Origin of the sequence: Paenibacillus sp. FSL M7-0134 (assembly GCF_038007865.1) — a bacterium.
GTDB classification, from domain to species: domain Bacteria; phylum Bacillota; class Bacilli; order Paenibacillales; family Paenibacillaceae; genus Paenibacillus; species Paenibacillus polymyxa_B.
In genome coordinates, this window is sequence record NZ_JBBOXV010000002.1 from 2,359,929 (window position 1) to 2,383,014 (window position 23,086).

Below are 23,086 nucleotides of genomic sequence, written 5' to 3' on the forward strand. Positions count from 1 at the left end.
AAGTCTCCAATAACCCCGGAGATTTACGGCTTTTGTGGTTTGAATTATGAACTTGGTGAACCTATGACTCATGCAATTGCGCTGGCTTCTGGTGCCGCCGACTTATGAATACCAAAGACAATGCAATTACCGTGAGGATGATCCCAAGCATTTGAAATCCCTTGAAGCTAAACGTACCTCCCATAACAATAGCTATCAATAATGAAGAGATAATGGTTCCCAGATATCTTGATGTGTTAAATAATCCGGATGCTACACCGATTATTTCTTTTGGAGAACTTTGGAACAGGGCTGCTTGCATACCTACATTGTTCAAACCGTTGCTAATACCGAATGCAGCTAAAGCCAAACACACGCTGATAACCGGTGAAGTTGGATTCAATGTCACGAGCCACACTGACCCCAATGTCATCAGAATTGCGGACACCAGCAATGCCGGTCTGGGTCCTGATTTATCAATCCATTGTCCTGCAAATGGAGAAGTAATTAGCGAGCACAAGCCTAAGCTTAGCATGAGAATGCCTGTTTGGAACTCGCTGACATGACGTACCATTTGCAAGTAGGACGGAAGCCCGAAAAAGAGCGAGTAATATAGTACGTTAACGAGCATGAATTCGACATTAATCCAAATCATCGCAGGGTAACTGGCGAATGTGCGTAAAGGAATAAAGGGTGATGTCGCTTTTAACTCATGTCGTACGAATGCCCCCAGCGCAACGAAGCCTATCAGCCCGACAATGACATTTCCTAATGAGATATGCCCAGATGATTTTGCCGAGAGTAACCCAACTAGCAGGGCAACCAGACCCAATGTGAAGAGCAGAATCCCTGTTGCATCAATCAAATCAAACCATTTACGAAAAGACATGTTGCGTGCTACGGATGTTGGCAGTTCGTCCTTAGGAATATTCCTCCAAGCCAATACAAAGCTGGCCACCACAAACGGAATATTGATGAAAAAGATAGCAGGCCAATTCCACCAATGAATCAAGACCCCGCCAATAAAGGGGCCAATTGCTGCTGCTCCAGATAGGAATATGGACAAAACAGACAACGCAGTTGCTTGTTTCTCTGTAATATGAATTCGAACAATAGCCATTCCAACTCCAACCATCATGCTTGTTCCGATGGATTGCACAATGCGGAACATGATGAGCCACCCGAAATTTGGTGATAATGGAGCTAATAATGATGCAATGAAGGCTACAACAAGCCCGGTAAGAAATATTTTCCTACGACCGAATAAATCGCTCGCTTTTCCCATGACAGGTTGAGCGATGCTACTTGCAATGTAGAAAGAAAAAATAATCCAGGAAACACCTGTAAAGTCAAGATGGAACACATTTTGTAGACTTGGAATAGCAACAGAAACCATCGAAGAATTTAATGGGTTCAATAGTATCCCTAGACCAACCGAAATCATTAACCACCAGCTGCGAACGCTCATTTCTGGTCCCCCCATAGCGAATTAATGTCATCGTACTTGAAATCGATTATTTATTCCAACGCATTTGATGTTATAATCTCATTGACTTGAGGGAATGAATGGAGGGCATAATGGAACTTCTTCAACTGCAATATTTTCTGACGGTAGCTCGTTTGGAACATGTGACCGAGGCTGCACGAAGTCTACACGTTACTCAATCGTCGCTGAGCAAAACGATTCAGCGTCTGGAGGAAGATCTGGGGGTTCCTCTCTTCGATCGAACAGGAAGGAAACTGCGATTAAATGAGTTCGGAAGCAGATTCCTTCACCGCGCAGAGAGGGCTTTATTTGAATTGGAGCAGGGGAAGCAGGAGCTTAGCGATTTATCCAGCCCGGAATATGGCACTCTCGAATTGGCGGTGACCACCGCAAGCACATTACCCAATATCCTGCGAGAGTTTCGGAAAAAGCGACCCTATATTCAGTTTCATGTGCAAATGCTGACCACACAGGAAATGGTAACGCTTCTTCATAGAGGTGAGGTCGATTTTTGCTTGTCCTCACCTCCAATAGAGGGGGATAACATCGAATGCCAGATCGTGTTTATCGACCCAATCCTTGTAGCTGTTCCAAAGGGGCATCGGCTGGCAGATCGAAGCAGTGTAACATTGACAGATCTAAGGGATGAATGGTTTGTTGGTGTAAAGAGTGGCTACGGTACTCGCGATTTAGTGGACTCTGTATGCAAATCGGAAGGATTTGTACCTAAATATGTGTATGAGGGGGATGAACCTGCAAGGCTTAGTACGCTTGTGGAAGCTGAAATTGGCATAGCCTTCATACCAAGCACGGCAAGAAACTCACGGGAACATCTTAAATATCTTCAAGTAGAAAATCACGAATTGGTACGGGAGATCGCTTTATTATGGCACAGGAGTCGGTATATTTCGCGGGCTGCTCTGGAATTCCGTGAGGTAGTTGTAGAATATTTCGGAGCAATATCCAAACAGACAATATAATCCCATATATAAGCGAAATAAAAAACATTAACAGAAGCGGTAGCGTAGGACATGTTAACCAAACGTCCTAAGCGGCCGCTTATTCTTTTATTCAACTGCAAAATTTGTAATTTCGATTTGTACGCTGCCATACACACATGCCCAGCTATTGAAGGAGTTTTTTAGATTGTACTAACCCATCCTTCTCAGCTGGCGAAACTGCTCCGGTGTGATGCCTGTATGCTCCCGAAATCTCTTGATAAAATAGCTGCTTTGATGAAAGCCAGTTTCCAGTGCAATCTGCTTTACAGTGAGTGCCGTGGATACAAGGAGATGTTTGGCCAGCGTTATTCGGCATTGGAGCAAATATTGAGCTGGGGTGCTGCCCATGATCTGATGGAAGAGCCGGCTAAAATGAAAGGAGCTATAACCTGACGTCGCAGCCATTGTCTTCAAATCGAGCATGTTCCGACAATGCATACGAATATATTCCGCCGTATGACGAATCCTCTCATGGACGGTGCCGCCGGGAGAGGTGCCGAAAATTTGGTGGGAATGGTGGACGATCTCCAGAAGAACTTCATAAAGCAGGGAAGAGATCCGTACATCATAGTCGTGACGGTAAGTTTGGGCAAGTTGCAGCATTTCTTCCATCAGTGGCTTTAAACGTTCTGGTCGGTGGAGCGAGAACAGATACGGTTCGTGAATGCTTCGACCTTGTAATAGCGAATCTACGTCCTGCCCGTCGAAATGAATCCATCGAACATCCCAGGGATCCTCGGGTTTTGTTCGATATTGCTGCGTCGTATGCTTGTCGAAAAGAAAGCCCATGCCAGGGGTAAGCTCGATTTCCTTCCCATCATGCACAATAACGCCTTTGCCTGCAAAAATGATATGTAAATTGTATTCTTTCAGTAATCCTGCATTCCTTCGCTCCCCATGATTAGGGAAGTTCTTGTAACGCCCTAATGATTCGGGAAACAGCATACCTTTATTTAGAATGGGCGAAGGAAGATAACAATCTATTTTAATCATGTGTCCATCTCCTTGAGTAAGTTAGCAAAAAAGTAATTCAATTAGCAAAATCGAGTTATTCTAATCCTTTTATTCCTATATTACAATAGATACGGTTACCAGAGAATCACATTTTCGTACTATCACTTCTACTGAAGGAGAATTGGAGCATGCCGAAATCCTTATCTTTAGATCGCTTTCATTTGGGAGCTTGTTATTATCCTGAACACTGGGACGAATCGTTGTGGTCGGACGATCTCATAAGAATGAAGGAACTAGGCTTCAGCATCATTCGGATTGGAGAATTTGCTTGGTCGATCTTCGAGCCGGAGGAAGGAAAGTTCGAATTCACGCTGTTTGACCGTTTCTTGGAGCAGGCAGATGCGAACGGGATTCAAGTGATCATGGGCACACCAACAGCTACGCCACCAGCATGGCTTACTTATAAGTATCCCGAGGTGCTGAACGTATCTATGGAGGGGGTCACGTTCCAACATGGTCAGCGTCGGCATTATAACTACAGTAGTCCCATTTATTTAGAGCTTTGCGCACGTATTACAAGAGAGATGGCACAACATTACAAAGATCATCCGGCCATCATTGGGTGGCAAATTGATAATGAGCTGAACTGCGAGATAAACGTCTTCTATGCCGAGGCAGATCATCAGGCTTTCCGGCGCTGGCTAGAGGCAAAATACGGTACGTTGGAGCAGCTCAACAAGGCCTGGGGTGCTGTATTCTGGAATCAAACTTATGACAGCTGGAAGCAGGTCCATCTAACTCGTCCGACCGTATCTGGGTCAACGAATCCTCATCAGGCTTTGGACGAGAAACGATTTATATCCGATAACACCATTTCGTTTGCCAAGCTACAAGTGGACATACTTCGGTCAGTGGCGCCTAATCAGTGGGTGACAACCAACGGTGTATTCGGGCATTTGGATAGCCATAGGATGACGGATCAACTGCTTGATTTTTTCTCGTACGATTCTTACCCTCAATTCAGTACCATTTATCCAGACCACGGGGAGAAGCCATTGCTGGATCGCAAGTGGGGACTTTCTTTAAGTAACGTTAGAGGGATGTCACCAAATTTCTGCGTGATGGAGCAGCAATCCGGTCCGGGAGGATGGGTGAACAGGATGGAGATGCCATCTCCGCGCCCGGGGCAGATGCGATTGTGGACCTACCAAAGCATTGCTCACGGGGCAGACATGATTTTGTATTTCCGCTGGAGAACGGCAACGTTTGGTACGGAAATGTACTGGCATGGAATTAATGATTATCACAATCAGCCGAATCGTCGGGTCGCAGAAGCAGGCCGCGTCGGAAAGGAGCTGCAAAAGGTTGGAGGGCGGATTCTTGGCAAACGCTATGTGGCAGAGGTTGCTCTACTTCGTGACTATGATAACGAGTGGGATGGCGAGTTGGATAAATGGTATGGTCCCTTGACAAAGCAAAGTGAGCTCGGCTGGTACAAGGCACTGCAGTATGGACATATACCTTCGGATATAGTTACAATCCGTCCGGGTATGGAATCAGAACAGCTGCGGGAACTGGCTAATTACAAGGTGCTGGTATACACGCATCCGGCGATCCTACGAGACAGTACGGCAGCTATGTTACAGAAATATGTAGAGAATGGAGGCACCCTGATCTTCGGCTGCCGCACCGGTTATAAGAACGAGTTCGGTCACTGCCGTATGCAGCCACTCCCAGGCCCTGCAGCCGCAATGAGCGGCGTTCACGTAGAAGACTTTACGATGATAAATGGGACGGCATCACCTGTATCGGTGCGATTTAAGGATCAAGAACTTGATTTTTGGGCTCCAGGCTTCAACGATATATTGAATGTTCATGCTGATACGGTAGAAGTACTCGCAGAGTACGCATCAAGCTACTATGAAGGGAAACCGGCCTTGACTGTCAACCGTGTCGGTGAGGGACTGGTCTACTATTGGGGTGCAGCTTTTGACTTAGCGTTAGCGGCTGAGCTCCTAAGACAGCTGCCGGTGACATCTCCGCTTGCGGGGTGGTGCCAAGCTCCTTCGATGGTAGAAGTCGCTATTCGTGCGGATGTACAAGAAGAGCTGGTAATTCTACTGAATTACAGCGGAGAAACGGCTATGATTAAACTGAAAGTTGAGACGGAGGAACTCCTTTCCGGTAGCAGGCTTACTGGTACCGCACCATTGGAACCGTATGGAGTATGGGTATTAAAGAAAGTTTAAAATGATTAGAGCATCAGCCGCTGATCTTAGTTCGAAGATCAGTGGCTTTTTATTGCATAAAGCAAGGGAATAACGTGTTGCTTTTGTGTACAGGGTTCGGCTCAATAATCGTTGTCTTTCTTATGGGTTCTTGAACCAGAAAAATCGAACATGATCGGTATTTAATACAAAAATAATGATTTAATACAATATTATTGACTATTTCAAAGCATACAAGTAAACTTACTGTAATATAATCACAGTAAAATGAGATGAGTGATGCAATGCTTGAGCTTAGTTTTGATGATCCGGACAAGCTGGTAACGGTTACGCATGCTTTATCCACCCGTTCCCGAGTTGATATTCTCCGCCTCTTGATTTCCAAAAACCTTAATATTGTAGAAATAGCGGAAGCACTTCAACTTCCGGTATCTACAGTAGCCAACAATATCAAGGTTCTGGAGGCAGCTAGACTGATTAATACAGAGCTTCTGCCTGCCTCTCGCGGCGCGATGAAGATGTGCAGCCGCAATTATGATGACATTCATATTGTGCTAAATCTTGAAAAAGCAGTACCCAAAGGGGATGTACAGATCTACGAAGTGGACATGCCGATCGGTCATTATAGCGATTGTGAGGTTTCACCGACGTGTGGTATGGCCAATGCCGACGGGATGATCATACGTGAGGACGAACCGGCGAGTTTTTTTCACCCGAAGCATATCGGAGCCCAGATGATATGGTTCCGCAAGGGCTATGTCGAGTATTTAATGCCGCTCGAAATACCAGCAGGAGCGCGAATAGAATCGCTTGAGCTATCGATGGAAATGTGCTCAGAAGCACCGAACTATGACAACAATTGGCCTTCCGATATTTCCTTGTGGATTAATGGCGTGGAGATTGGTATGTGGACGTGTCCCGGTGATTTTGGAGACAGGCGCGGCAAGCTGAATCCTGCCTGGTGGTATGAGTGGTCTACCCAGTATGGTTTGCTCAAGACCTGGCGAGTAGATAAAGAGAAGACTGCGCTGGATATGGAGAAGGTTTCCTCGGTTACACTGGATCAGCTCAACCTGCAAAACAGCCACAAGTTGCATCTACGGATCGGAATTAAGCCAGATGCGGTGCATCAAGGTGGGCTCAACCTGTTCGGAAAGCAATTTGGAGATTATGATCAGAATATTAAAATGACTGTGAATTATGTCATGAATTGAGATATGGGTGAGGTAGATAGGCTTTAGTTGCAGGTGTTCTGTAGCTAAAGCCTTATTCAGTTTATTAGTTACATAAAATTAAAATGAAAGCGTTGACATTAAAAACGCATCGCTATATAATCCCCTAAAGATACAAAAATAGTGTAACAAATTGATTTTATTGTTTGTATTTCAAAGCGGAAGTAAAGGATGACGATCGGACCTACAGATGATAACAATACACTGTAAAGTCATCAGGCTAAGGTGACTAATTATATATCAAAGGATAGGTGGAAACTGTATGACTACAAACGCTTATATCAAAAATTATCCAAGGCCGCAATTTGTCCGCAAAGAGTGGCTGGATTTGAATGGGGAGTGGGATTTCGCCTTCGACGACGGCAAAATGGGTGAAAGCGAGCAATGGTATCATCATTTTCCGAAGGGAGCCAAAATCCTCGTACCTTTTACTTATGAAACCAAGGCAAGCGGGATCGGGGTCGAGACCTTCCATCCGGTGGTCTGGTACTGCAGGAGCGTGCAGGTCCCACAGGAGGCAATAGCGAAAAGGACAATTCTACATTTTCAGGGTGTAGATTATAAAGCGAAATGCTGGGTGAACGGAATTATGGTTGGTGAGCATGAAGGAGGTTATGCTGCGTTTTCTTTCGACATCACACCCTATATCACTTACGACTCGGAGAATAGCATCGTACTTAAAGTGGAGGATAGTCAGAGCTGCACGCAGCCCCGGGGAAAGCAGCGCTGGGTGGATCAAAACTTTGAATGCTTTTATGTACAGAGCACCGGAATCTGGAAAAGTGTGTGGATTGAATATGTGAATGAGGTAAGAATCAATGAAGTCAAGATAACACCGGATATCGACCGTCATATGATCCGCTTTGACTTTCAGCTCATGGGTATTGAGGCTAAAGATAATTTACGCCTGGAGACACGGATTGCGCTGAAAGGACAGCATGTGAAAAAGGTCAGCTTATCTGCCGACAGGCCCTGGATAACGGTGGAGGCCCATGTATTTCATGAAGCGGGTGGTCCATGGAAGCAGTGCTTGTGGTCACCGGAATCGCCCAACTTGTTCGATGTAGAGTTTGCTCTGTATGAGGATGAGAAAGAGAGTGACAGGGTGTATTCCTATTTTGGCATGCGGAAAATATCGATTGAAAACGGACGGATTCTATTGAATAATGGCCCTCTTTACCAGCGGCTGATTCTAGATCAGGGCTACTGGCCGGAAACTCATCTGACTCCCCCTTCTGAAGAAGCTCTTATCGAAGATATCGATAAAATAGCTGCGATGGGATATAACGGGGTTCGTAAACATATGAAGTTGGAAGACCCTCGCTTTTTATATTGGTGTGATGTGAAAGGCATGCTCGTCTGGTCAGAAATGGCGTCGACCTTTGAGTTCAATGATCAGGCGGTTAGCCGCTTTACGAAGGAATGGCTGGAAATCGTGCCGCAGCAGTACAATCATCCAAGCATCATAACTTGGGTCCCGTTCAATGAATCGTGGGGCATATCGACCATTGGACATGATGTAAGGCAGCAGCAGTTCACGCAAACCATCTATCATCTGACGAAGACGATTGATCCGTATCGTCCGGTGATTACCAATGACGGATGGGAGCATACAGTCTCGGATATTTTAACCCTTCATGATTATGTGGAGACGGGCGAAGAGTTTTTGGAGCGATATCAGGACAAGGAAAGCATTGTAAACAACAGCATCTCCTTTAACAATTGGAAATATGCCTTTGCAGAAGGATATGCCTACCGGGGACAACCAATTATCATAAGCGAATTCGGCGGCATTGCCTTCCAGACGGACATGGGCTGGGGATACGGAAACCAGGTGAATTCAGTCGAAGCTTTTATCGAACGTTTCCGTGCAGTCACCGGAGCAATTAAAGCGACCTCCTATCTCTCGGGCTATTGCTATACACAGGTAACCGATGTACAGCAGGAAGTCAACGGATTGTTGACGGAAGACCGAAAACCGAAGGTTCCGCTTGAAGTGATTCGGGAGATAAATCTGGCTTGAAGCGATAATTAAGATAATAGAATTTCTAGAACGGCTGCATGCTGATGTCCAGTCATTGCTGCATTCACCTGTCGTACAAGGTTTTTGTTACACACAGCTGACGGACGTGGAACAGGGAATCAACGTTCTGCTGACGCACGATAGACACCCGAAGATGCCGACCGAACAAATCAGAGCCATTATGGAAGGCCGCCTTTCCTCTTCGGTTGGAGAATAAGAGGAAGTATATGAATACGGCATCTTCAGCATTTAGAGCTAAATAAACAAAGTGTCACTGCTGTTAACCATAGAGTTTAACTTGGGATAGCAGTGTTGGAAAACAGGACAATTTTTCGCATACAGGATTTTTAGTAGAACACTGGATTTAATTATTTTGGTTTTTTGTTCCCCACTCACATAACCCTTCCAAAACAGGTAATAGCGTTTCTGCTTTATCTGTGAGACTGTACTCGACTTTAGGGGGGACTTGAGGATATTCTTTTCGATTCACCAGACCATCCGCTTCCAGTTCTTTTAGTTGTGAACTCAATGTTTTATAAGTAATAGCCCCTATCTGTCTTTTCAGATCATTAAAGCGAACTGTTCGGTTTTCGGCTAGGAGATAAATAATAACCATTTTCCATTTACCACCAATCAATGAAACTGTATAACCAAAAGGTGTATCTTGAATATTTTTAACTTTACCTTTAAATTCAGCCATACTCATGTTTACACTATCCTTTCGGGTAGTACCTATCAAAATAGTGCGTACTACGTTTTTATTTGTGTTCAGTTTATACTAACCTTACTTTTGAAGTAAAGGAGAGAAAAACATGACTAAAAAAACAATACGCCTGTTAATGCCACAATGGCAAGGGGGAAACAATCCTAATTACTCTTTTGGAGCCGAACTGCTTGCTTGGCTAGCTCCGGATAATGAACAACCTCTTATTCATGTTCCAGTTCAAGCTTATAAGGGTACTCCGCTTGAAAACGAAAACGGTATGAATGGGAGAAAACAGCTACTTGAACAGTTAGAGGCTGCTCAGCATATCATTGATGCTCATAAGCCAGATCGCATTGTAATGTTTGGTGGTGACTGCTTAGTGGAACAAGCTCCATTTGCCTATTTGAACGAACGATACGGTGGGGAATTAGGTTTAATTTGGATCGATGCTCACAGTGATTTAGTTAGATATGTGGGCTATGATAACGGTCATACATTACCGCTCGGAAATCTTTTGGGAGAAGGAGATGAGGAGTTCACAAAACATGTGAAAATCCCACTAAAACCTGAAAATGTCTTTATCGCGGGATTAGCGGCTCCTACAGAACAAGAATCAGAAGTCATTTCAGAAGCGTTTCAAAGACTAGATATAGCTCCTGTAGAATCAGACACAGAAATGATTCAAAGACTAGGAATTAAAACTGCAGGAACCAAAGAGTTAACGAATAGTACTGAATCTATAAGAGAGTGGATTAAAGAAAGTGGCATTAAGCACCTAGCTATTCACCTTGATTTAGATGTGCTTGACCCAAAAGCATTTCGTTCTTTATTATTCGCCAACCCTGAAGCACCTTATAATTTTTCTCCTGCGGGAACAATGCAAATGCCTCAGCTACTTAATCTGATTAAAGAACTATCTGAAGAAACAGATGTAGTTGGATTAGGTATAACGGAGCATATGCCGTGGGATTCTATTAACTTAAAGAATCTGCTTGGAGAGATACCTATTTTAATATCTTAGGATAATCGTTTATTATTTTTATATTATCTTTCTTAAAAGGACAATCAAGGAGAAGTGGTCGTACGATTTCAGGAAAGATAGGGCGATTGAATATAAAATATAAATTAAAATGAGGGAGTTGACCTGTAGGGGTATGGTCTTTTTATCAGTTTGTCTGTTTGTACTCCGCTTATACTTTTCGGAAGCTACACATTAGGCGAATATCCCTATAATAATGGATTCTTAAAACTAAAATTACAGGAGCGTCTTAGTATGTCAAAATACGTTGAAATCGGTTACCCAATATATGAAGGAATGCCTGTTTATCCAGGATTGCCAGAAGTGAAGTTAGAGCCTAGAGAGCGTTTGGACAAAGGGGATGCCTGAAATGGAAGTGTGTTAAGTATGTATCTTCATGTCGGCACCCATGTCGATGCACCGTGGCATCATTTAAATAACGGTAAGGGAATAGATGCTGTTCCGATTGAAGAATTCATCTATCGAAAACCGCTGTTAATTGATTGTCCTCTTGATCCGAACGGCTTTATTACCATTGAAATGCTTCAGGAATATGAAGAGCTGCATGAAGCGGATATTCTCATCTTTAATACAAGCTATTGGAAACACAGAGATACGGATTTTGAGAAATACGCTAATAATTTCCCAGCCGTCTCTCCCAAAGCAGCGGAATTCATCCGTAAAAATTTGCCGAACTGCAAAGCTGTGGCCATTGATACCATGAGCATTGAAAATCTGGAAGAAGCCAAAAGAAACGGCTATTTTGTTCACCATGCCTTCTTAGACCATGAAAAATATGAAGAGCCGACAATGCTCATTTACGAAGACATAAACCCTGCACCATTAATTGGTAAAAAGATATTATCTGCTTTCACAGCACCACTTCGCATTAAAAATCACGATGCATCTATGGTTAACATCATTGTTGAAGTTGAAGAATAAAAGCTAACGAGGAACAATAAGTTGATGGAACACAGGTGCAGACTTCAGCACTGCAAGGAGAGACAACAACATATACGCATAAGAAGTCGCCATTTTGGCGGCTTTTTTGTTTTAGCGAAAATCTACGCTAAGCCTTCAGATGTAATCAACTTATTTTGATAGACGTTGGTTAGCCGCTATTTATTTCTTTTGATTTTTATAACATGGCGTGTCAAATGTGCGGGCATAAAGTCTTCTATATAGCACATAATAACAATAATTTGAAAAGAATATTTTCATAAGAATGAAAAGGAAAATATTACTTTAAGCATAATCTTATCTCTAATATTCTTTATGAAGTTGAATGATAGTTGTTATAAGAATTATTTTTTACTCTTTTAGAACTATTTTAATCTATTCATTTGAGGTCGATATAATTGAGGTACTTTTATTCGTAAAAATCAAATTTTTATAAGGAGTTGGTATCAACTCGCTAGAATGAAAAATAATGTAGCTTGCAATCAGAAGTGTCATAGGGAGAAATATCACAGTGAAATCAATTAAATGAATACGATGGTAGAAATCGACCAGCCGTTCCTTTAGAGAGGAGGTGGTACATAAGAATATTGGGGATTCTGTTAATCGCTTCGACTTTCTCACAGACAGCATCTGCACATACGGTGAATCCTAATGGACAAGCCACAACCAAGGAAGTGATGAACTGGCTCGCTAATCTGTCATCGGAAAATCGCGTAGTGTCAGGAGCATTCGGCGGGTACACAAATGCGTCATTTTCTATGACCGAAGCTAATCGAATTGAAAATGCAACAGGACAGTCCCCTGCCGTGTATGGCTGTGATTATTCAAGAGGATGGATGGAGACTTCTAATATTGCCGATTCGATCGATTATAGTTGTAACACCGATTTAATCTCTCATTGGAAGAACGGAGGTATACCTCAGATCAGTATGCATCTGGCTAACCCTGCGTTTAACTCTGGAAATTATAAAACCCCAATCTCAAACAGTCAGTATGAAAGAATCCTAGACTCATCAACTGAAGAGGGCCAGCGATTAGACGCTATGTTAAGCAAAATTGCCGATGGCCTTCAGCAGTTAGAAGATGAAGGTGTTCCTGTTCTTTTCAGACCTCTTCACGAAATGAATGGAGAATGGTTCTGGTGGGGACTCACCGACTATAACCAAGAGGATAGCGAACGTATCACTTTATATCAACAGCTTTATAAAAAAGTCTATCATTATATGACCGATACAAGAGGATTGGACAACCTGATATGGGTATACGCACCTGACGCCAACCGAAACTTTAAGACAGACTTTTACCCTGGATCTTCATATGTTGATATTGTTGGATTAGACGCTTATTTCTCAGATCCTTATTCGATTCAAGGATATGACGAGTTAACAGCTCTTGATAAGCCTTTTGCTTTCACAGAAGTCGGTCCGCAGGCAACCAATGGTAGTATGGATTATTCTTTATTTATCAATGCCATCAAAGAAAAATATCCGAAAACCATTTATTTCTTAGCTTGGGATGAGGGATGGAGCCCCGCAGCTAATAAAGGTGCCTACAATCTTTATAATGATGGTTGGACACTGAATAAGGGGGAAATGTGGGAAGGCAGTTCACTTGCATCATTTGCTGAATAATTGATCATTAGTTCATTAAACAGGATTATGAAGAATGCAAGTTCTTCATAGTCTCTTAAAAAACATGTCCTTTAGGGAGTTACAATAACAGCTAATGTATGAACATGATAATATTTTTTATATCACTTACATAACTATTTCTCGGAAACTAGCGGTTCAGCCGATAAGTAGCCTTCTTACACACCTTCCAATCTTTCGGGCGCATCACCGATATTTCTGATTATTTGTGTTGTATTATATGTACTAAATCCTCTTTTCGGAAGGCAAAGGCCGATTTCTAGTATGTTAAGGAGAAATCGGCTGTTTTTTTAAAAATTGTTCCCAGTGCAGCGCTTGAGTTAGCGCCGTTTGCTCAATTAATGCAATCTCCAGCAAACCCAGAATACATGAAGCCATGCTCCCAGCTATTCCTTTGAAACGGTTTGGAACCCCTGAATTATTACAAAAATCCAACGAATTTAGTTTTATGAATGAACAGAGCTGAGAAATGACAACTTAAGAAAGTAGTATACATCACAATTTCCAAAGGAGGATATCTGTTATGGCTCACCAGAAGAAAAGGAAAGAAGCAGCCTGGAAGTCACGAAAGCAAGAACAGCATCCCCATGGTAAAGTCAAATCGCTCAAGGAGCTGTCCAGCGAATAGGAGTGAGGAGTATACTGCTTGGAAGAGAAGGACTGTCGGTGAAATTCACCGGCAGCCTTCTTTTTGCAATAATTTCGCTTACATAAAGAATTCCCTTAATGCTGCAACTGGATTTACTAACAACCATCTAGCTATTGCTTGTAAGCTTTTCAGATTGCGGACCTCATTAGGATGAAAACACCGATACAGCGTTCTACCATAGAGAGTATCTTCTTAAATTCGTTTTTCTGAAGGTTGTCAGTTCCGGCTAAAAATTGAAGCATCTCCTGTCCAGGAGATGCTTCTTCTACGTTATGATTGGGTAGTCTGAGATAAGCTGATTTATCAGGATACGATTGAATTCAGGAGACCCTGCTTCACCTGATCCGACAGTGGCATAAGTGGCAGACGCAATTGCTCGGCGGCAATAATCTCTTGCTGGGTAAGCCACCACTTGATCGCGGCCGGGGCTGGCTCTGCAAATACATGCTGGATCACCGATTCCAGTAGCATGAAATTGTCTCGCGACCCGTTCATGTCGCCAGCCACAAAACGTTGGTATATATCCACATACTTCTGGATATTGAGATGAGCGGATGCAAGCATACCGCCGGCAGCTCCCTGGCATAGCATGGCATGGAAATAGGCATCCTCTCCGCAGAGGACAGGTTTGGTCTCGTACTGGGTCAATTTTAAAAGCAGATCAAGACCGCCCGTGCTGTCCTTGAGCCCAATTACGCCATCCAGGTCCAGCACTTTGCGTATTGTATCTATTGTCATGCGACTGCCCGTGCGAACAGGAATCTCATATACAAGCACAGGCAGGCCTACACGAGATACGACACGGAAATGCTCCAAGATTCCTTCCTGCGTCGGCCGGTTGTAATACGGAGTGACCACCATGGCTGCATCCGCTCCTAATTCAGCCGCCATTTCCGTCCGATGCACCGTTGAATAAGTATCGTTCGTTCCCGTGCCAATGACGATCGGAATGTTTTTGTTCATGCTCTTCAAAACATCCTGCGTCACCTGAACCATTTGCTTCACTTCATCCCAGGATACGGTTGGCGACTCTCCTGTCGTACCGTTAACGACCAGACCCTGGATGTCATGGCCTGCAAGATAGGTAACATACTTCCGGTACGAATCGATGTCCAACTTATAGTCACGCGTAAAAGGTGTAATCAGCGGTATGAAAATCCCATGAATATGTTGTTCGTTCATCATCATCAGTTATCCCTTCCCGTTGAATTAAATCTAATGTAACATAGGAGACAGCATCAGAGTTATCTATAATAAACGATGATTCTAATCAAAATTTCCGATGGGGTGGCCAGATTGGATTTCATTTATCTTCAAACATTTCGGGAAGTTGCCATTCGTGAAAGCTTTACAAGAGCAGCAGAAGTGCTCGGTTACGCACAATCCAGCGTCACGACCCAGATTCAAAAGCTGGAGAAAACGTATCAAGTCAAATTGTTCGAGCGCTACAGCAACAACAAGATTCGTCTTACCTCCGCCGGGGAAGAGCTATTCAAGCTTGCCGGACAAATGCTGGAGCTTTTTGAGCAATCGAAAGAAAAATTGGCTAAGCAGGGTGGGGGCTCCATGACGATCGGTACTATGGATTCCATCGCTTCGTATTTTCTGCCGCCGTATATGCAGGCGACTCGCAAAGAATACCCTGATCTGAACATACGATTGCATACGGATCGCGAAGAGATGATTTTGCACCAGGTCAGGGAAGGGGAGGCCGATGTCGGGCTGATCCTCGCGGACGATTCAAGCAATCCGGCCTTGCAGTGGATTACGATTCGAGAAGAACCGCTTGTGCTGATTGTCCATCCAAACCATCCGCTTATCGCTAAAGAGCGAATCAGCCTGGATGATCTGGTAGATGCGGAGTGGATTATGCCCGAGCATACGTGCAACTACAGACAACTGTTGGAGAGAGTGCTTCGAGCAAATGGAATCACCTATCGCGTGAGCCTGGAGCTGGGTAATCCGGAAGCGATCAAACGGAGCATCAAAACTGGAGAGGGTATATCCATTCTACCTCTAATGGCTGCACTGGAGGAGATTGAACGGGAAGAGTTGAAGGTGTTACCCTTTGAGCATGCTGAGCTCAAGCTGGAAATTCAGCTTGTTCTTCATCCCAAGAAGTGGGTGTCCAATGCATTGAGCTTTTTTATGGAGAGCATGAGAATGTAGATTTTCCTCCACATCAAAATTAATATACAGTACGAGCGCTTCCTAGTGGATACCAGAAGCGCTCACAGTTTAACGTGCCGAAGAGGATGAGAACTTAGAATGAAAAGAGAAAGCAAAGTTTATTCAAATCATCCACGTATTTTTTTGAAAAATAAGCAATCCATATTTGCATTCAAAACTTGACAGCAAGTAATTTTTTCACTAAATTAAATGCATGCGCATGTTTTTTATTTTGGTAATGTGCTAAACCATTCGGTTACTTAATATTTAATTAGAACAAGATGTCAATGCAGAAGTTCAGTCATTGGTGAATTTCACCATAGACCATTTGGGCCGTGCAGATACATTAATTAATTGCGCAGGCTGCTGCGGAGAATATCACCTATGGCAGTATCCCTCGTAAGGATGTAGCCCATGCCATTGTGGCAGCTTTAGATGAGAAGAACACATACAAGCGAGCTTTTGATCTGATTACTGGTGACGATTCAGTTGTTGATGCATTGCAAAAAATCTGAAGATGAGGACCAACGAGTAAATGGCGTATTTTACTTTGAAGTTTTGAAATCATACCTAAAGTTGACAAATGAAACAAACGTGTTAATATATATGCGTGTGCATGCATTTGATTGATATATTTCATAATATACCTCAGAGAGGAGTCTTTCTCACATGAAAGATTTATTTAGTCCCTATACAATTAAAGGTTTGGAATTGAAAAATCGCGTAGTTATGCCTCCAATGTGCCAATATTCGGTTGACAAAAAGGATGGGATCGCCACAGATTGGCATTATATACACTACGTTAGCCGAGCGGTAGGCGGAGCTGGTTTTATCATGATTGAAATGACAGATGTAGAGCCGGATGGTCGTATCTCCGATTTTGATCTTGGTTTATGGTCAGATGAGCAGATTCCTGCTCTCAAACGGATTGTAGATGCTTGTCACAGCTACGGTGCCAAAGTGGGAATCCAGATCGCGCATGCCGGACGCAAGGCGGAAGATGCTGAAGTTCCTGTAGCGCCATCTGCCATTGCATTTGATGAAAATTCAAAACAACCTCGCGCGCTTACAACAGAAGAGGTTAAAGGACTAGTTGAGAAATTTCGTGCTGCTGTAGCTCGCGCTGTCAAGGCTGGATTCGACACCATTGAAATTCATGGTGCACATGGCTATTTGATTCATCAATTTCATTCGCCGCTTACGAACAAACGGGAAGATAGATACGGTAAAGATCTTACCCTTTTTGGTCGGGAGATCATTCAGGCAGCGAAGGGTGAGATGCCGGAAGATATGCCGCTCTTGATGCGTATTTCTGCCAAAGAATACGTAGAAGGTGGATATGGTATTAAGGAAAGCATTGCTTTTGCCAAGGAATATCAAAAGGCAGGAGTAGATATGTTTGATATTTCATCTGGCGGTGAGGGACCTATAGCTGCATGGGGCAGACCAGGAACTCACGCAGCGTATCAAGTCCCCTTGGCAAAAGAAATCAAAGAAGCTCTGGATATTCCGGTGATGGCCGTTGGAAGACTAGAAGATCCAATTTTGGCGAATGCAGTTATCGGAAATGAAGAGGCCGATCTGGTTGCTGTGGGTAGAGGGATGTTGAGAAATCCTTATTGGTCACTGGAAGCCGCTTCAAAATTGAAAAAAGAAACTGCAATCCCTACACAGTATACTACAGGGTTCTAAGATCGACTGTATGCATTATTGGTTGATCCTGCTTGGGTCAGCAAAATTCGGGACGGAAGATTGGACGATTTAATTTTGTAGAACTAAAAAATAGTGCTGAAAAATCGATTAGGTGTTGCACCTATGACACGCACGAGTGCTTCTCCAGAAGGCTTTGCAACGGATCAAATGGCACAATACTATGCTTCATTTGCACATGGCGGATTTGGTTTGATTATTGTTGAGGGAACCTATACAGATGAGCTGTTTAGTCAGTGTTACTTCAACCAGCCCGGGATGGCCACTGACGAACAGGCTAAATCGTGGGAAAAGGTGGTGGAAGCTGTTCATAAGGCTGGCGGAGCAATTATTGTTCAGTTAGAACACGCGGGTGCTTTATCTCAAGGTAACCGATTCGAATCAAATATATTGGCTCCATCAGCAGTGCAACCACAAGGAGAGCAACTTGCGTTTTATGGCGGTGAAGGAGCTTTTCCGATGCCTGTGGAAGCAACGAAGAAAGATATTGAAAACGTAATTCAGGGATTTGTGAATGCTGCTGTTCGTGCCAAATCAGCTGGATTTGACGGCGTAGAAATTCACGGTGCAAATGGTTATTTACTGGATGAGTTTCTTACGGACTATACAAACCAGGGAACGGATGAATACGGAGGTTCCCTCAGCAATCGTGTTCGTTTATTGGTTGAGGTATCGAGTGCAGTTCGGCAAGCCGTAGGAGAAAACTTTATAGTTGGGATTCGAATCTCCCAAGGGAAAGTAAATGATTATGAGCATAAGTGGGCTGGTAAAGAAGAAGAGGCAAAAGTGATTTTCCAACAGTTAGGACAGTCGGGGCTTGATTATATCCATGTCACGGAATATGAGGCTTGGCAACCAGCCTTTCCAGACAGTAGTAGACAATCTCTTGCTGAGCTTGCCAAGAAGTATGGAAACATTACAGTGATGGCTAATGGACACCTGGAAGATCCATCTAAAGCAAGTCAGATGGTCGAAAATTGTACAGCCGATATTATTACTTTGGGCAAAGGAGCTCTTGCTAATCATAATTGGCCTGTCAAAGTTAAAAATGATGAACTGCTAGCTATATTTGACCAGGAAAAGATTTTAAGACCGAATGCAACGATAAAGGACTTTGAATTGGTCGATTAAGAAAAAAGTACGTCCTTTAGACCTTCTGTAAAGTACTCTATCAAGGTACTCTACAAAAGGTCTAATTGAATGAACTCTGCGATCACGGAGAGCATGGAAGATGGAAGAAGGTTTGCAATTGTGGAGGGAGAAGTGCGTAAGATTGCCGAATATGCCCCGAAAGTTACGTTAGCTGGTTGTTGTGACTGATACGTTTCCTGATATGATAAACAACGAGCAGGATTAACGGGAAAGCGATGGCATGGGTGAAATCCCAATCTACCCAGTAGGCGGGGATCTCCTTGACGTAGAAAATAATATTTTTTGCAATCAGATGCGACAGTCCGTAAATCAGAAATGCCACTGGAAAGATCAATGGCCGATAGGATTTTAGCTTTAGTAGCTGAGCTGTCCCCAAAACAAATGCGTAAAAGAAAAGCGCTGTTTTGAAATAGGTGCTAATGATCCACGTGGTGGCCATTAAAGCCTCAATCCGCTGCAAAAAATTGGCAATGTTGATTCTCTGGGCAAGAATATAGGCAGCGTAAAATTCGTGTTCTGAGAAATATGCCCCGAGTACTGTTAGGGAGAGAAACAAAATGAGGTTGAGTCCAACAGCTCCGATCAACAAAGAAATGAATATATTGCGGCTCGTATTGCTTTGTTTTTGGACATAGGGATACACCATGAAGAACACGCACATTTCTCCAAAGGGATAAAATACACCGAACATAATGGTGTGCAGCATGTCAGGAAACGATGTATTCAAAATAGGATGGATACGCTCCATCTTGACATCGGGGAACAGGAGAACGATTAGGCAAATCAGAAAAAACGCAAAGAAAGGAAAAAAAATCTGGGCTGCTCTGCCCAGCGTTTCAAGACCCAGCCGCAAGCCATACACCAACAGAAAAATCGCCATGAAGCGAATGACCCCGCCGGGTGTCCCTTCGTAAATCTGTGTGCACATGAAATCTTCGATTTCTCTGATATAGGTGGAGGCTGCAATCAGGAAAAAGAATAAATAACTCAACGCTACAGCTCCACCCACCCATTTTCCTAATACTTGTAATGAAAGCTCAATAATCGTTTTAGTTGGATCAATATTTGATGTAGATATCATCAGCTTTACGCATGCAAGTCCTAGCGGAATACTAATCAAGGCGGCAATCCACGCATCCTCGTGGGCTCCGGTTGCCATTGCTGCAGGATACACAAGTGCCATTTCCCCGATTAGCGAGAAAAGTCCAAGTAACATCATTTGAGCCGTACTGATCCGGTCTTTTTCAAGATTCATGAGATTCCTCCAAATCTGCTGCAAACTGCCCCTCAAGTTTTCTTTTGTCATTTCCTTTAGTATGTGATTTTATAACATAATTATTAATTGATAGTCGAAAAGGAATGTTAAGGGGATAATTATCAAGTTCTTCTGTCATACTATTTGTAGTTTGCTCACGGAATGCGGAGGTTGTGACATGAAGGATACAATTACTGGCACATTATCACACCGCTTGGAGGACAATTTGGTGCAGTTGGTTCAACTGCTCGGGACAAGCACCGATTTGATCACTAAAAAGCTGGAATTGGATGAGTCTACGCATATCGCTTTGCTTTATATTGATGGTCTTGTGGATACACAGGTTCTGCATAATTCCATATTATTTTCGCTTCAGGAACGTTGTACCCCTGACCAAATGAGAGATCTTGATGCTAATCAGAAGATTGAGCTTTTGCGAAAACGTATGCTGATTGCGGGGGATCTATCCGTCACGCATGACCTTGGGCAATTTGTTCATGAGCTGTTATCCGGTAATATCATGGTGCTGGTTGACGGAACATCCAGCGCCCTACGGATCGGACTGCCTGGATGGGAGGACCGCAATGTAGGCGAACCAAGCTCACAATCAGTTGTACGTGGGCCGATGGAAGGGTTCACGGAAAATATGCGGACAAACACGGCGCTGATTCGAAGGAAAATTAAAGATAGCCAGCTATGGCTAGAAACCTTCCAAATTGGTAAGGTGACTCAAACCAGTGTATCCATTATGTATCTCGCCAACATCGCTAATCCTGACCTGGTGCAGGAGGTGAAGCGCAGATTGGCCAAAATAGATACGGACAGTATCCTGGAGAGCGGATATATTGAGGAGTTTATTCAAGATACGGCTGCTACGCCGTTCCCCACGATCTATAACAGCGACCGGCCGGATACTATCGCAGCGGGAATCCTGGAAGGCAAAGTGGCGATTCTTGTGGATGGAACCCCCTTTGTCCTGTTGGTGCCTACCTTTTTTGTCGCTTTTTTTCAATCTGCCGAAGATTATTATCAGCGGGCCGATATTGCCACCTTGCTACGGTTCATCCGTTTTCTTTCCTTTTTCATTACGTTGCTTGCGCCTTCATTTTATGTGGCGGTTACGACTTATCATCAGGAGATGATCCCTACCAATCTGGTTATCAGCCTTGCCGCACAGAGAGAAAGCGTTCCTTTTCCTGCATTTGTGGAGGCAGTACTCATGGAATTAACGTATGAGATTTTGCGGGAGGCGGGAGTGAGGATTCCAAAAAATATAGGGCAGGCGATATCCATTGTTGGAACACTTGTAATAGGACAGGCGGCGGTTGCCGCGGGCTTTATCTCATCAGCAATGGTTATCATTGTATCCATTACGGCCATATCCAGTTTTGTGATACCAGAGACGGGCATGTCGATCGCTGCAAGAATCATTCGCTTTGTTCTTATCGGACTAGCTGGCTTTATTGGACTATACGGAATACTATTCGGTATCTTTTTAATCGTGCTGCATTTGGCGAGTCTGCGTTCTTTTGGCATGCCCTATATGAGTCCGATCGGTCCATACCGTTCAAATGATCTGAAGGATTCCATCTTCCGCTTTACCTGGCCGCGTTTAAAGACAAGGCCGGCAGAAAGTATGATTCAAAATCTTGACCGTCAAAGCACAACCAAGCAAAAGGAGTCGGCAGATGAGCCCAAAAAACCGTAAAACTGTTTCGCGACTGCTGCTTACCCTTTTGGTCCCTATGCTGCTCAGCGGGTGCTGGGAAAGACAGGAGTTAAATGAAATGGCCTTTGTGCTGGGAATGGGGCTAGATAAGGCTGAATCTGGCTATAAGGTTACACTGCAGGTGGTTATTCCTTCAGCAATTGCCTCGCAGGCGGCGGGAGGGACGGGAGGTGCCGGGGTGCCAGTGATTGTATCTACCTTTACGGTCCCAACGATTTATGAAGCCCAGCGCAAGTACAGTCTGGAAAGTGCGAGAGCCGGCTACTATGGACATATCCGTATACTGGTGATTGGAGAGGAGCTTGCCCGGGCAGGAATTAGCGAGGCACTTGATATGATGAAGCGGAGCCGAGAGCCGCGTAATGATTACTATGCCATGGTCGCCAAAGACACCACTGCCGAAGATGTTCTGAAGGTCCTTACCCCGCTAGAGAGATTGCCGGCAAGTAAATTATATAATTCCCTGGACAAATCTTATAAGACATCGGGCAAAACAGTCGCTGTTTCTTTGAACCAATTTATTGAAGATTTGTTGTACGAGGGGAAGAATCCGGTGCTAACCGGAGTGAAGATGTCCGGCAGTGTTAGTGAGGGCGAAAAGAAGAGCAATGTGGAAGATAGCTCGCCCACAGCCAAATTACAGTACAGTAATATAGCCGTATTTCGGAAGGATAAGATGATCGGGTGGTTAAGCGATAACGAGACGATTGGCTACAATTATATCACCAATAACGTTGTCAAAAGCTCAGGTTCTGTAATAGGAGACGACGGACGGCCCATCGTCATTGAAGCACTTCATACAGACACCAAACGTAAAGTCAAGATTATTGACGGTGAACCACATATTTACATCCATGTAAAGGCCTTGTGTAATGTTGAAGAGGTAATGAGCAAAGATAATCTGGAAGCAGAGCGCGTGATTACAGGGCTGGAAAGGAAATCGGAAGAACGAATTATCTTGCGGATGAAAACTGCAGTTAAGCAAATTAATGAGCGCTATAATGTGGATATTATGGGCTTTGGACAGTTGATCTACCGTGCCAACCCCCAAGCTTGGGCTAGGCTACAACAGAAAAAAGGGGACAATTACCTAAAATCGCTACCTATCCATTACAAAGCCAGCGTGTCGATTAACCGAATTGGTATTACAGACAAATCTTTTATTGAAGATATCAAGGAGTGAGCG

The 23,086-nt window shown here is 43.7% G+C and carries 18 protein-coding genes; 13 read left to right on the forward strand and 5 right to left on the reverse strand.

The annotated features are described in order from the left end of the window. Positions 1-61 precede the first annotated feature (61 nt). Entirely contained in the window at positions 62-1,447 is a 1,386-nt protein-coding gene (locus tag NSQ58_RS26020; protein WP_028541293.1) for an MFS transporter, read from the reverse strand. A 110-nt stretch (positions 1,448-1,557) separates the two neighbouring features. Between NSQ58_RS26020 and NSQ58_RS26025 the strand changes: the two genes are divergently transcribed. Next, positions 1,558-2,445, forward strand: coding sequence for a LysR family transcriptional regulator (locus NSQ58_RS26025; RefSeq protein WP_028541292.1), 888 nt, complete (start codon positions 1,558-1,560; stop codon positions 2,443-2,445). Positions 2,446-2,616: 171 nt separating this feature from the next. On the opposite strand, the gene NSQ58_RS26030 is transcribed toward NSQ58_RS26025, so the two are convergent. Further along, positions 2,617-3,459, reverse strand: a complete 843-nt coding sequence (locus tag NSQ58_RS26030; protein WP_053325439.1) for a helix-turn-helix transcriptional regulator — start codon at positions 3,457-3,459, stop codon at positions 2,617-2,619. A gap of 149 nt (positions 3,460-3,608) precedes the next feature. Here NSQ58_RS26030 and NSQ58_RS26035 point away from each other — a divergent pair, with 149 nt between their 5' ends. From NSQ58_RS26035 to NSQ58_RS26045, 3 genes are all read left to right on the forward strand, one after another. Then, positions 3,609-5,669, forward strand: coding sequence for a beta-galactosidase (locus NSQ58_RS26035; protein ID WP_341058497.1), 2,061 nt, complete (start codon positions 3,609-3,611; stop codon positions 5,667-5,669). 263 nt (positions 5,670-5,932) lie between these two features. Continuing rightward, positions 5,933-6,862: an ArsR/SmtB family transcription factor gene (locus tag NSQ58_RS26040; protein ID WP_341058500.1), complete on the forward strand. Its 930-nt coding sequence runs from the start codon at positions 5,933-5,935 to the stop codon at positions 6,860-6,862. A 280-nt stretch (positions 6,863-7,142) separates the two neighbouring features. After that, complete coding sequence (locus tag NSQ58_RS26045) at positions 7,143-8,903, forward strand: glycoside hydrolase family 2 protein (protein ID WP_341058502.1); 1,761 nt, start codon at positions 7,143-7,145, stop codon at positions 8,901-8,903. 364 nt (positions 8,904-9,267) lie between these two features. Here NSQ58_RS26045 and NSQ58_RS26050 read toward each other — a convergent pair whose 3' ends face one another. Then, positions 9,268-9,609, reverse strand: coding sequence for a winged helix-turn-helix transcriptional regulator (locus tag NSQ58_RS26050; protein ID WP_013310350.1), 342 nt, complete (start codon positions 9,607-9,609; stop codon positions 9,268-9,270). A 106-nt stretch (positions 9,610-9,715) separates the two neighbouring features. Here NSQ58_RS26050 and NSQ58_RS26055 point away from each other — a divergent pair, with 106 nt between their 5' ends. The 4 genes from NSQ58_RS26055 to NSQ58_RS26070 all read left to right on the forward strand — a co-directional run bounded on the left by NSQ58_RS26055 (position 9,716) and on the right by NSQ58_RS26070 (position 13,864). Then, positions 9,716-10,630, forward strand: coding sequence for an arginase family protein (locus NSQ58_RS26055; RefSeq protein WP_071558742.1), 915 nt, complete (start codon positions 9,716-9,718; stop codon positions 10,628-10,630). Between the two features lie 384 nt (positions 10,631-11,014). Next, on the forward strand, positions 11,015-11,569 hold the full coding sequence (locus NSQ58_RS26060; RefSeq protein WP_233903898.1) for a cyclase family protein: 555 nt from the start codon (positions 11,015-11,017) through the stop codon (positions 11,567-11,569). 596 nt (positions 11,570-12,165) lie between these two features. After that, positions 12,166-13,218: a glycosyl hydrolase gene (locus NSQ58_RS26065; RefSeq protein ID WP_071558741.1), complete on the forward strand. Its 1,053-nt coding sequence runs from the start codon at positions 12,166-12,168 to the stop codon at positions 13,216-13,218. A 541-nt stretch (positions 13,219-13,759) separates the two neighbouring features. Continuing rightward, positions 13,760-13,864, forward strand: a complete 105-nt coding sequence (locus NSQ58_RS26070) for a DUF6254 family protein (protein WP_023988604.1) — start codon at positions 13,760-13,762, stop codon at positions 13,862-13,864. A gap of 324 nt (positions 13,865-14,188) precedes the next feature. Here NSQ58_RS26070 and dapA read toward each other — a convergent pair whose 3' ends face one another. After that, the gene (gene dapA / locus NSQ58_RS26075; RefSeq protein ID WP_279833669.1) at positions 14,189-15,070 is read right to left on the reverse strand and encodes a 4-hydroxy-tetrahydrodipicolinate synthase; all 882 of its coding nucleotides are present in this window, start codon (positions 15,068-15,070) and stop codon (positions 14,189-14,191) included. 102 nt (positions 15,071-15,172) lie between these two features. Between dapA and NSQ58_RS26080 the strand changes: the two genes are divergently transcribed. The 3 genes from NSQ58_RS26080 (at position 15,173) to NSQ58_RS26090 (ending at position 18,895) form a co-directional block, all read left to right on the forward strand. Further along, positions 15,173-16,054: a LysR family transcriptional regulator gene (locus NSQ58_RS26080; RefSeq protein WP_371263076.1), complete on the forward strand. Its 882-nt coding sequence runs from the start codon at positions 15,173-15,175 to the stop codon at positions 16,052-16,054. 669 nt (positions 16,055-16,723) lie between these two features. After that, complete coding sequence (locus tag NSQ58_RS26085; protein ID WP_053325445.1) at positions 16,724-17,746, forward strand: NADH:flavin oxidoreductase/NADH oxidase; 1,023 nt, start codon at positions 16,724-16,726, stop codon at positions 17,744-17,746. A gap of 123 nt (positions 17,747-17,869) precedes the next feature. Then, on the forward strand, positions 17,870-18,895 hold the full coding sequence (locus NSQ58_RS26090) for an NADH:flavin oxidoreductase (protein WP_445671136.1): 1,026 nt from the start codon (positions 17,870-17,872) through the stop codon (positions 18,893-18,895). Positions 18,896-19,058: 163 nt separating this feature from the next. Here NSQ58_RS26090 and NSQ58_RS26095 read toward each other — a convergent pair whose 3' ends face one another. Further along, positions 19,059-20,171 carry a GerAB/ArcD/ProY family transporter gene (locus tag NSQ58_RS26095; RefSeq protein ID WP_023988609.1) on the reverse strand — a complete coding sequence of 371 codons (1,113 nt, stop codon included), beginning with the start codon at positions 20,169-20,171 and terminating at the stop codon, positions 19,059-19,061. Positions 20,172-20,349: 178 nt separating this feature from the next. Here NSQ58_RS26095 and NSQ58_RS26100 point away from each other — a divergent pair, with 178 nt between their 5' ends. Then, a complete protein-coding gene (locus NSQ58_RS26100) occupies positions 20,350-21,879 on the forward strand; it encodes a spore germination protein (RefSeq protein WP_028541285.1) in 1,530 nt (509 codons plus the stop codon). Beyond that, positions 21,860-23,083 carry a Ger(x)C family spore germination protein gene (locus NSQ58_RS26105; protein WP_028541284.1) on the forward strand — a complete coding sequence of 408 codons (1,224 nt, stop codon included), beginning with the start codon at positions 21,860-21,862 and terminating at the stop codon, positions 23,081-23,083. Before NSQ58_RS26100 ends, NSQ58_RS26105 begins: the two co-directional genes overlap by 20 nt. Positions 23,084-23,086 lie beyond the last annotated feature (3 nt).

Coding starts and splice junctions, on each gene's coding strand:
- NSQ58_RS26020 (WP_028541293.1), bottom strand. CDS start 1,447: ATGAGCGTTCGCAGCTGGTGGTTAATGATTTCGGTTGGTCTAGGGATA.
- NSQ58_RS26025 (WP_028541292.1), top strand. CDS start 1,558: ATGGAACTTCTTCAACTGCAATATTTTCTGACGGTAGCTCGTTTGGAA.
- NSQ58_RS26030 (WP_053325439.1), bottom strand. CDS start 3,459: ATGATTAAAATAGATTGTTATCTTCCTTCGCCCATTCTAAATAAAGGT.
- NSQ58_RS26035 (WP_341058497.1), top strand. CDS start 3,609: ATGCCGAAATCCTTATCTTTAGATCGCTTTCATTTGGGAGCTTGTTAT.
- NSQ58_RS26040 (WP_341058500.1), top strand. CDS start 5,933: ATGCTTGAGCTTAGTTTTGATGATCCGGACAAGCTGGTAACGGTTACG.
- NSQ58_RS26045 (WP_341058502.1), top strand. CDS start 7,143: ATGACTACAAACGCTTATATCAAAAATTATCCAAGGCCGCAATTTGTC.
- NSQ58_RS26050 (WP_013310350.1), bottom strand. CDS start 9,609: ATGAGTATGGCTGAATTTAAAGGTAAAGTTAAAAATATTCAAGATACA.
- NSQ58_RS26055 (WP_071558742.1), top strand. CDS start 9,716: ATGACTAAAAAAACAATACGCCTGTTAATGCCACAATGGCAAGGGGGA.
- NSQ58_RS26060 (WP_233903898.1), top strand. CDS start 11,015: ATGTATCTTCATGTCGGCACCCATGTCGATGCACCGTGGCATCATTTA.
- NSQ58_RS26070 (WP_023988604.1), top strand. CDS start 13,760: ATGGCTCACCAGAAGAAAAGGAAAGAAGCAGCCTGGAAGTCACGAAAG.
- dapA (WP_279833669.1), bottom strand. CDS start 15,070: ATGATGAACGAACAACATATTCATGGGATTTTCATACCGCTGATTACA.
- NSQ58_RS26085 (WP_053325445.1), top strand. CDS start 16,724: ATGAAAGATTTATTTAGTCCCTATACAATTAAAGGTTTGGAATTGAAA.
- NSQ58_RS26090 (WP_445671136.1), top strand. CDS start 17,870: ATGACACGCACGAGTGCTTCTCCAGAAGGCTTTGCAACGGATCAAATG.
- NSQ58_RS26095 (WP_023988609.1), bottom strand. CDS start 20,171: ATGAATCTTGAAAAAGACCGGATCAGTACGGCTCAAATGATGTTACTT.
- NSQ58_RS26100 (WP_028541285.1), top strand. CDS start 20,350: ATGAAGGATACAATTACTGGCACATTATCACACCGCTTGGAGGACAAT.
- NSQ58_RS26105 (WP_028541284.1), top strand. CDS start 21,860: ATGAGCCCAAAAAACCGTAAAACTGTTTCGCGACTGCTGCTTACCCTT.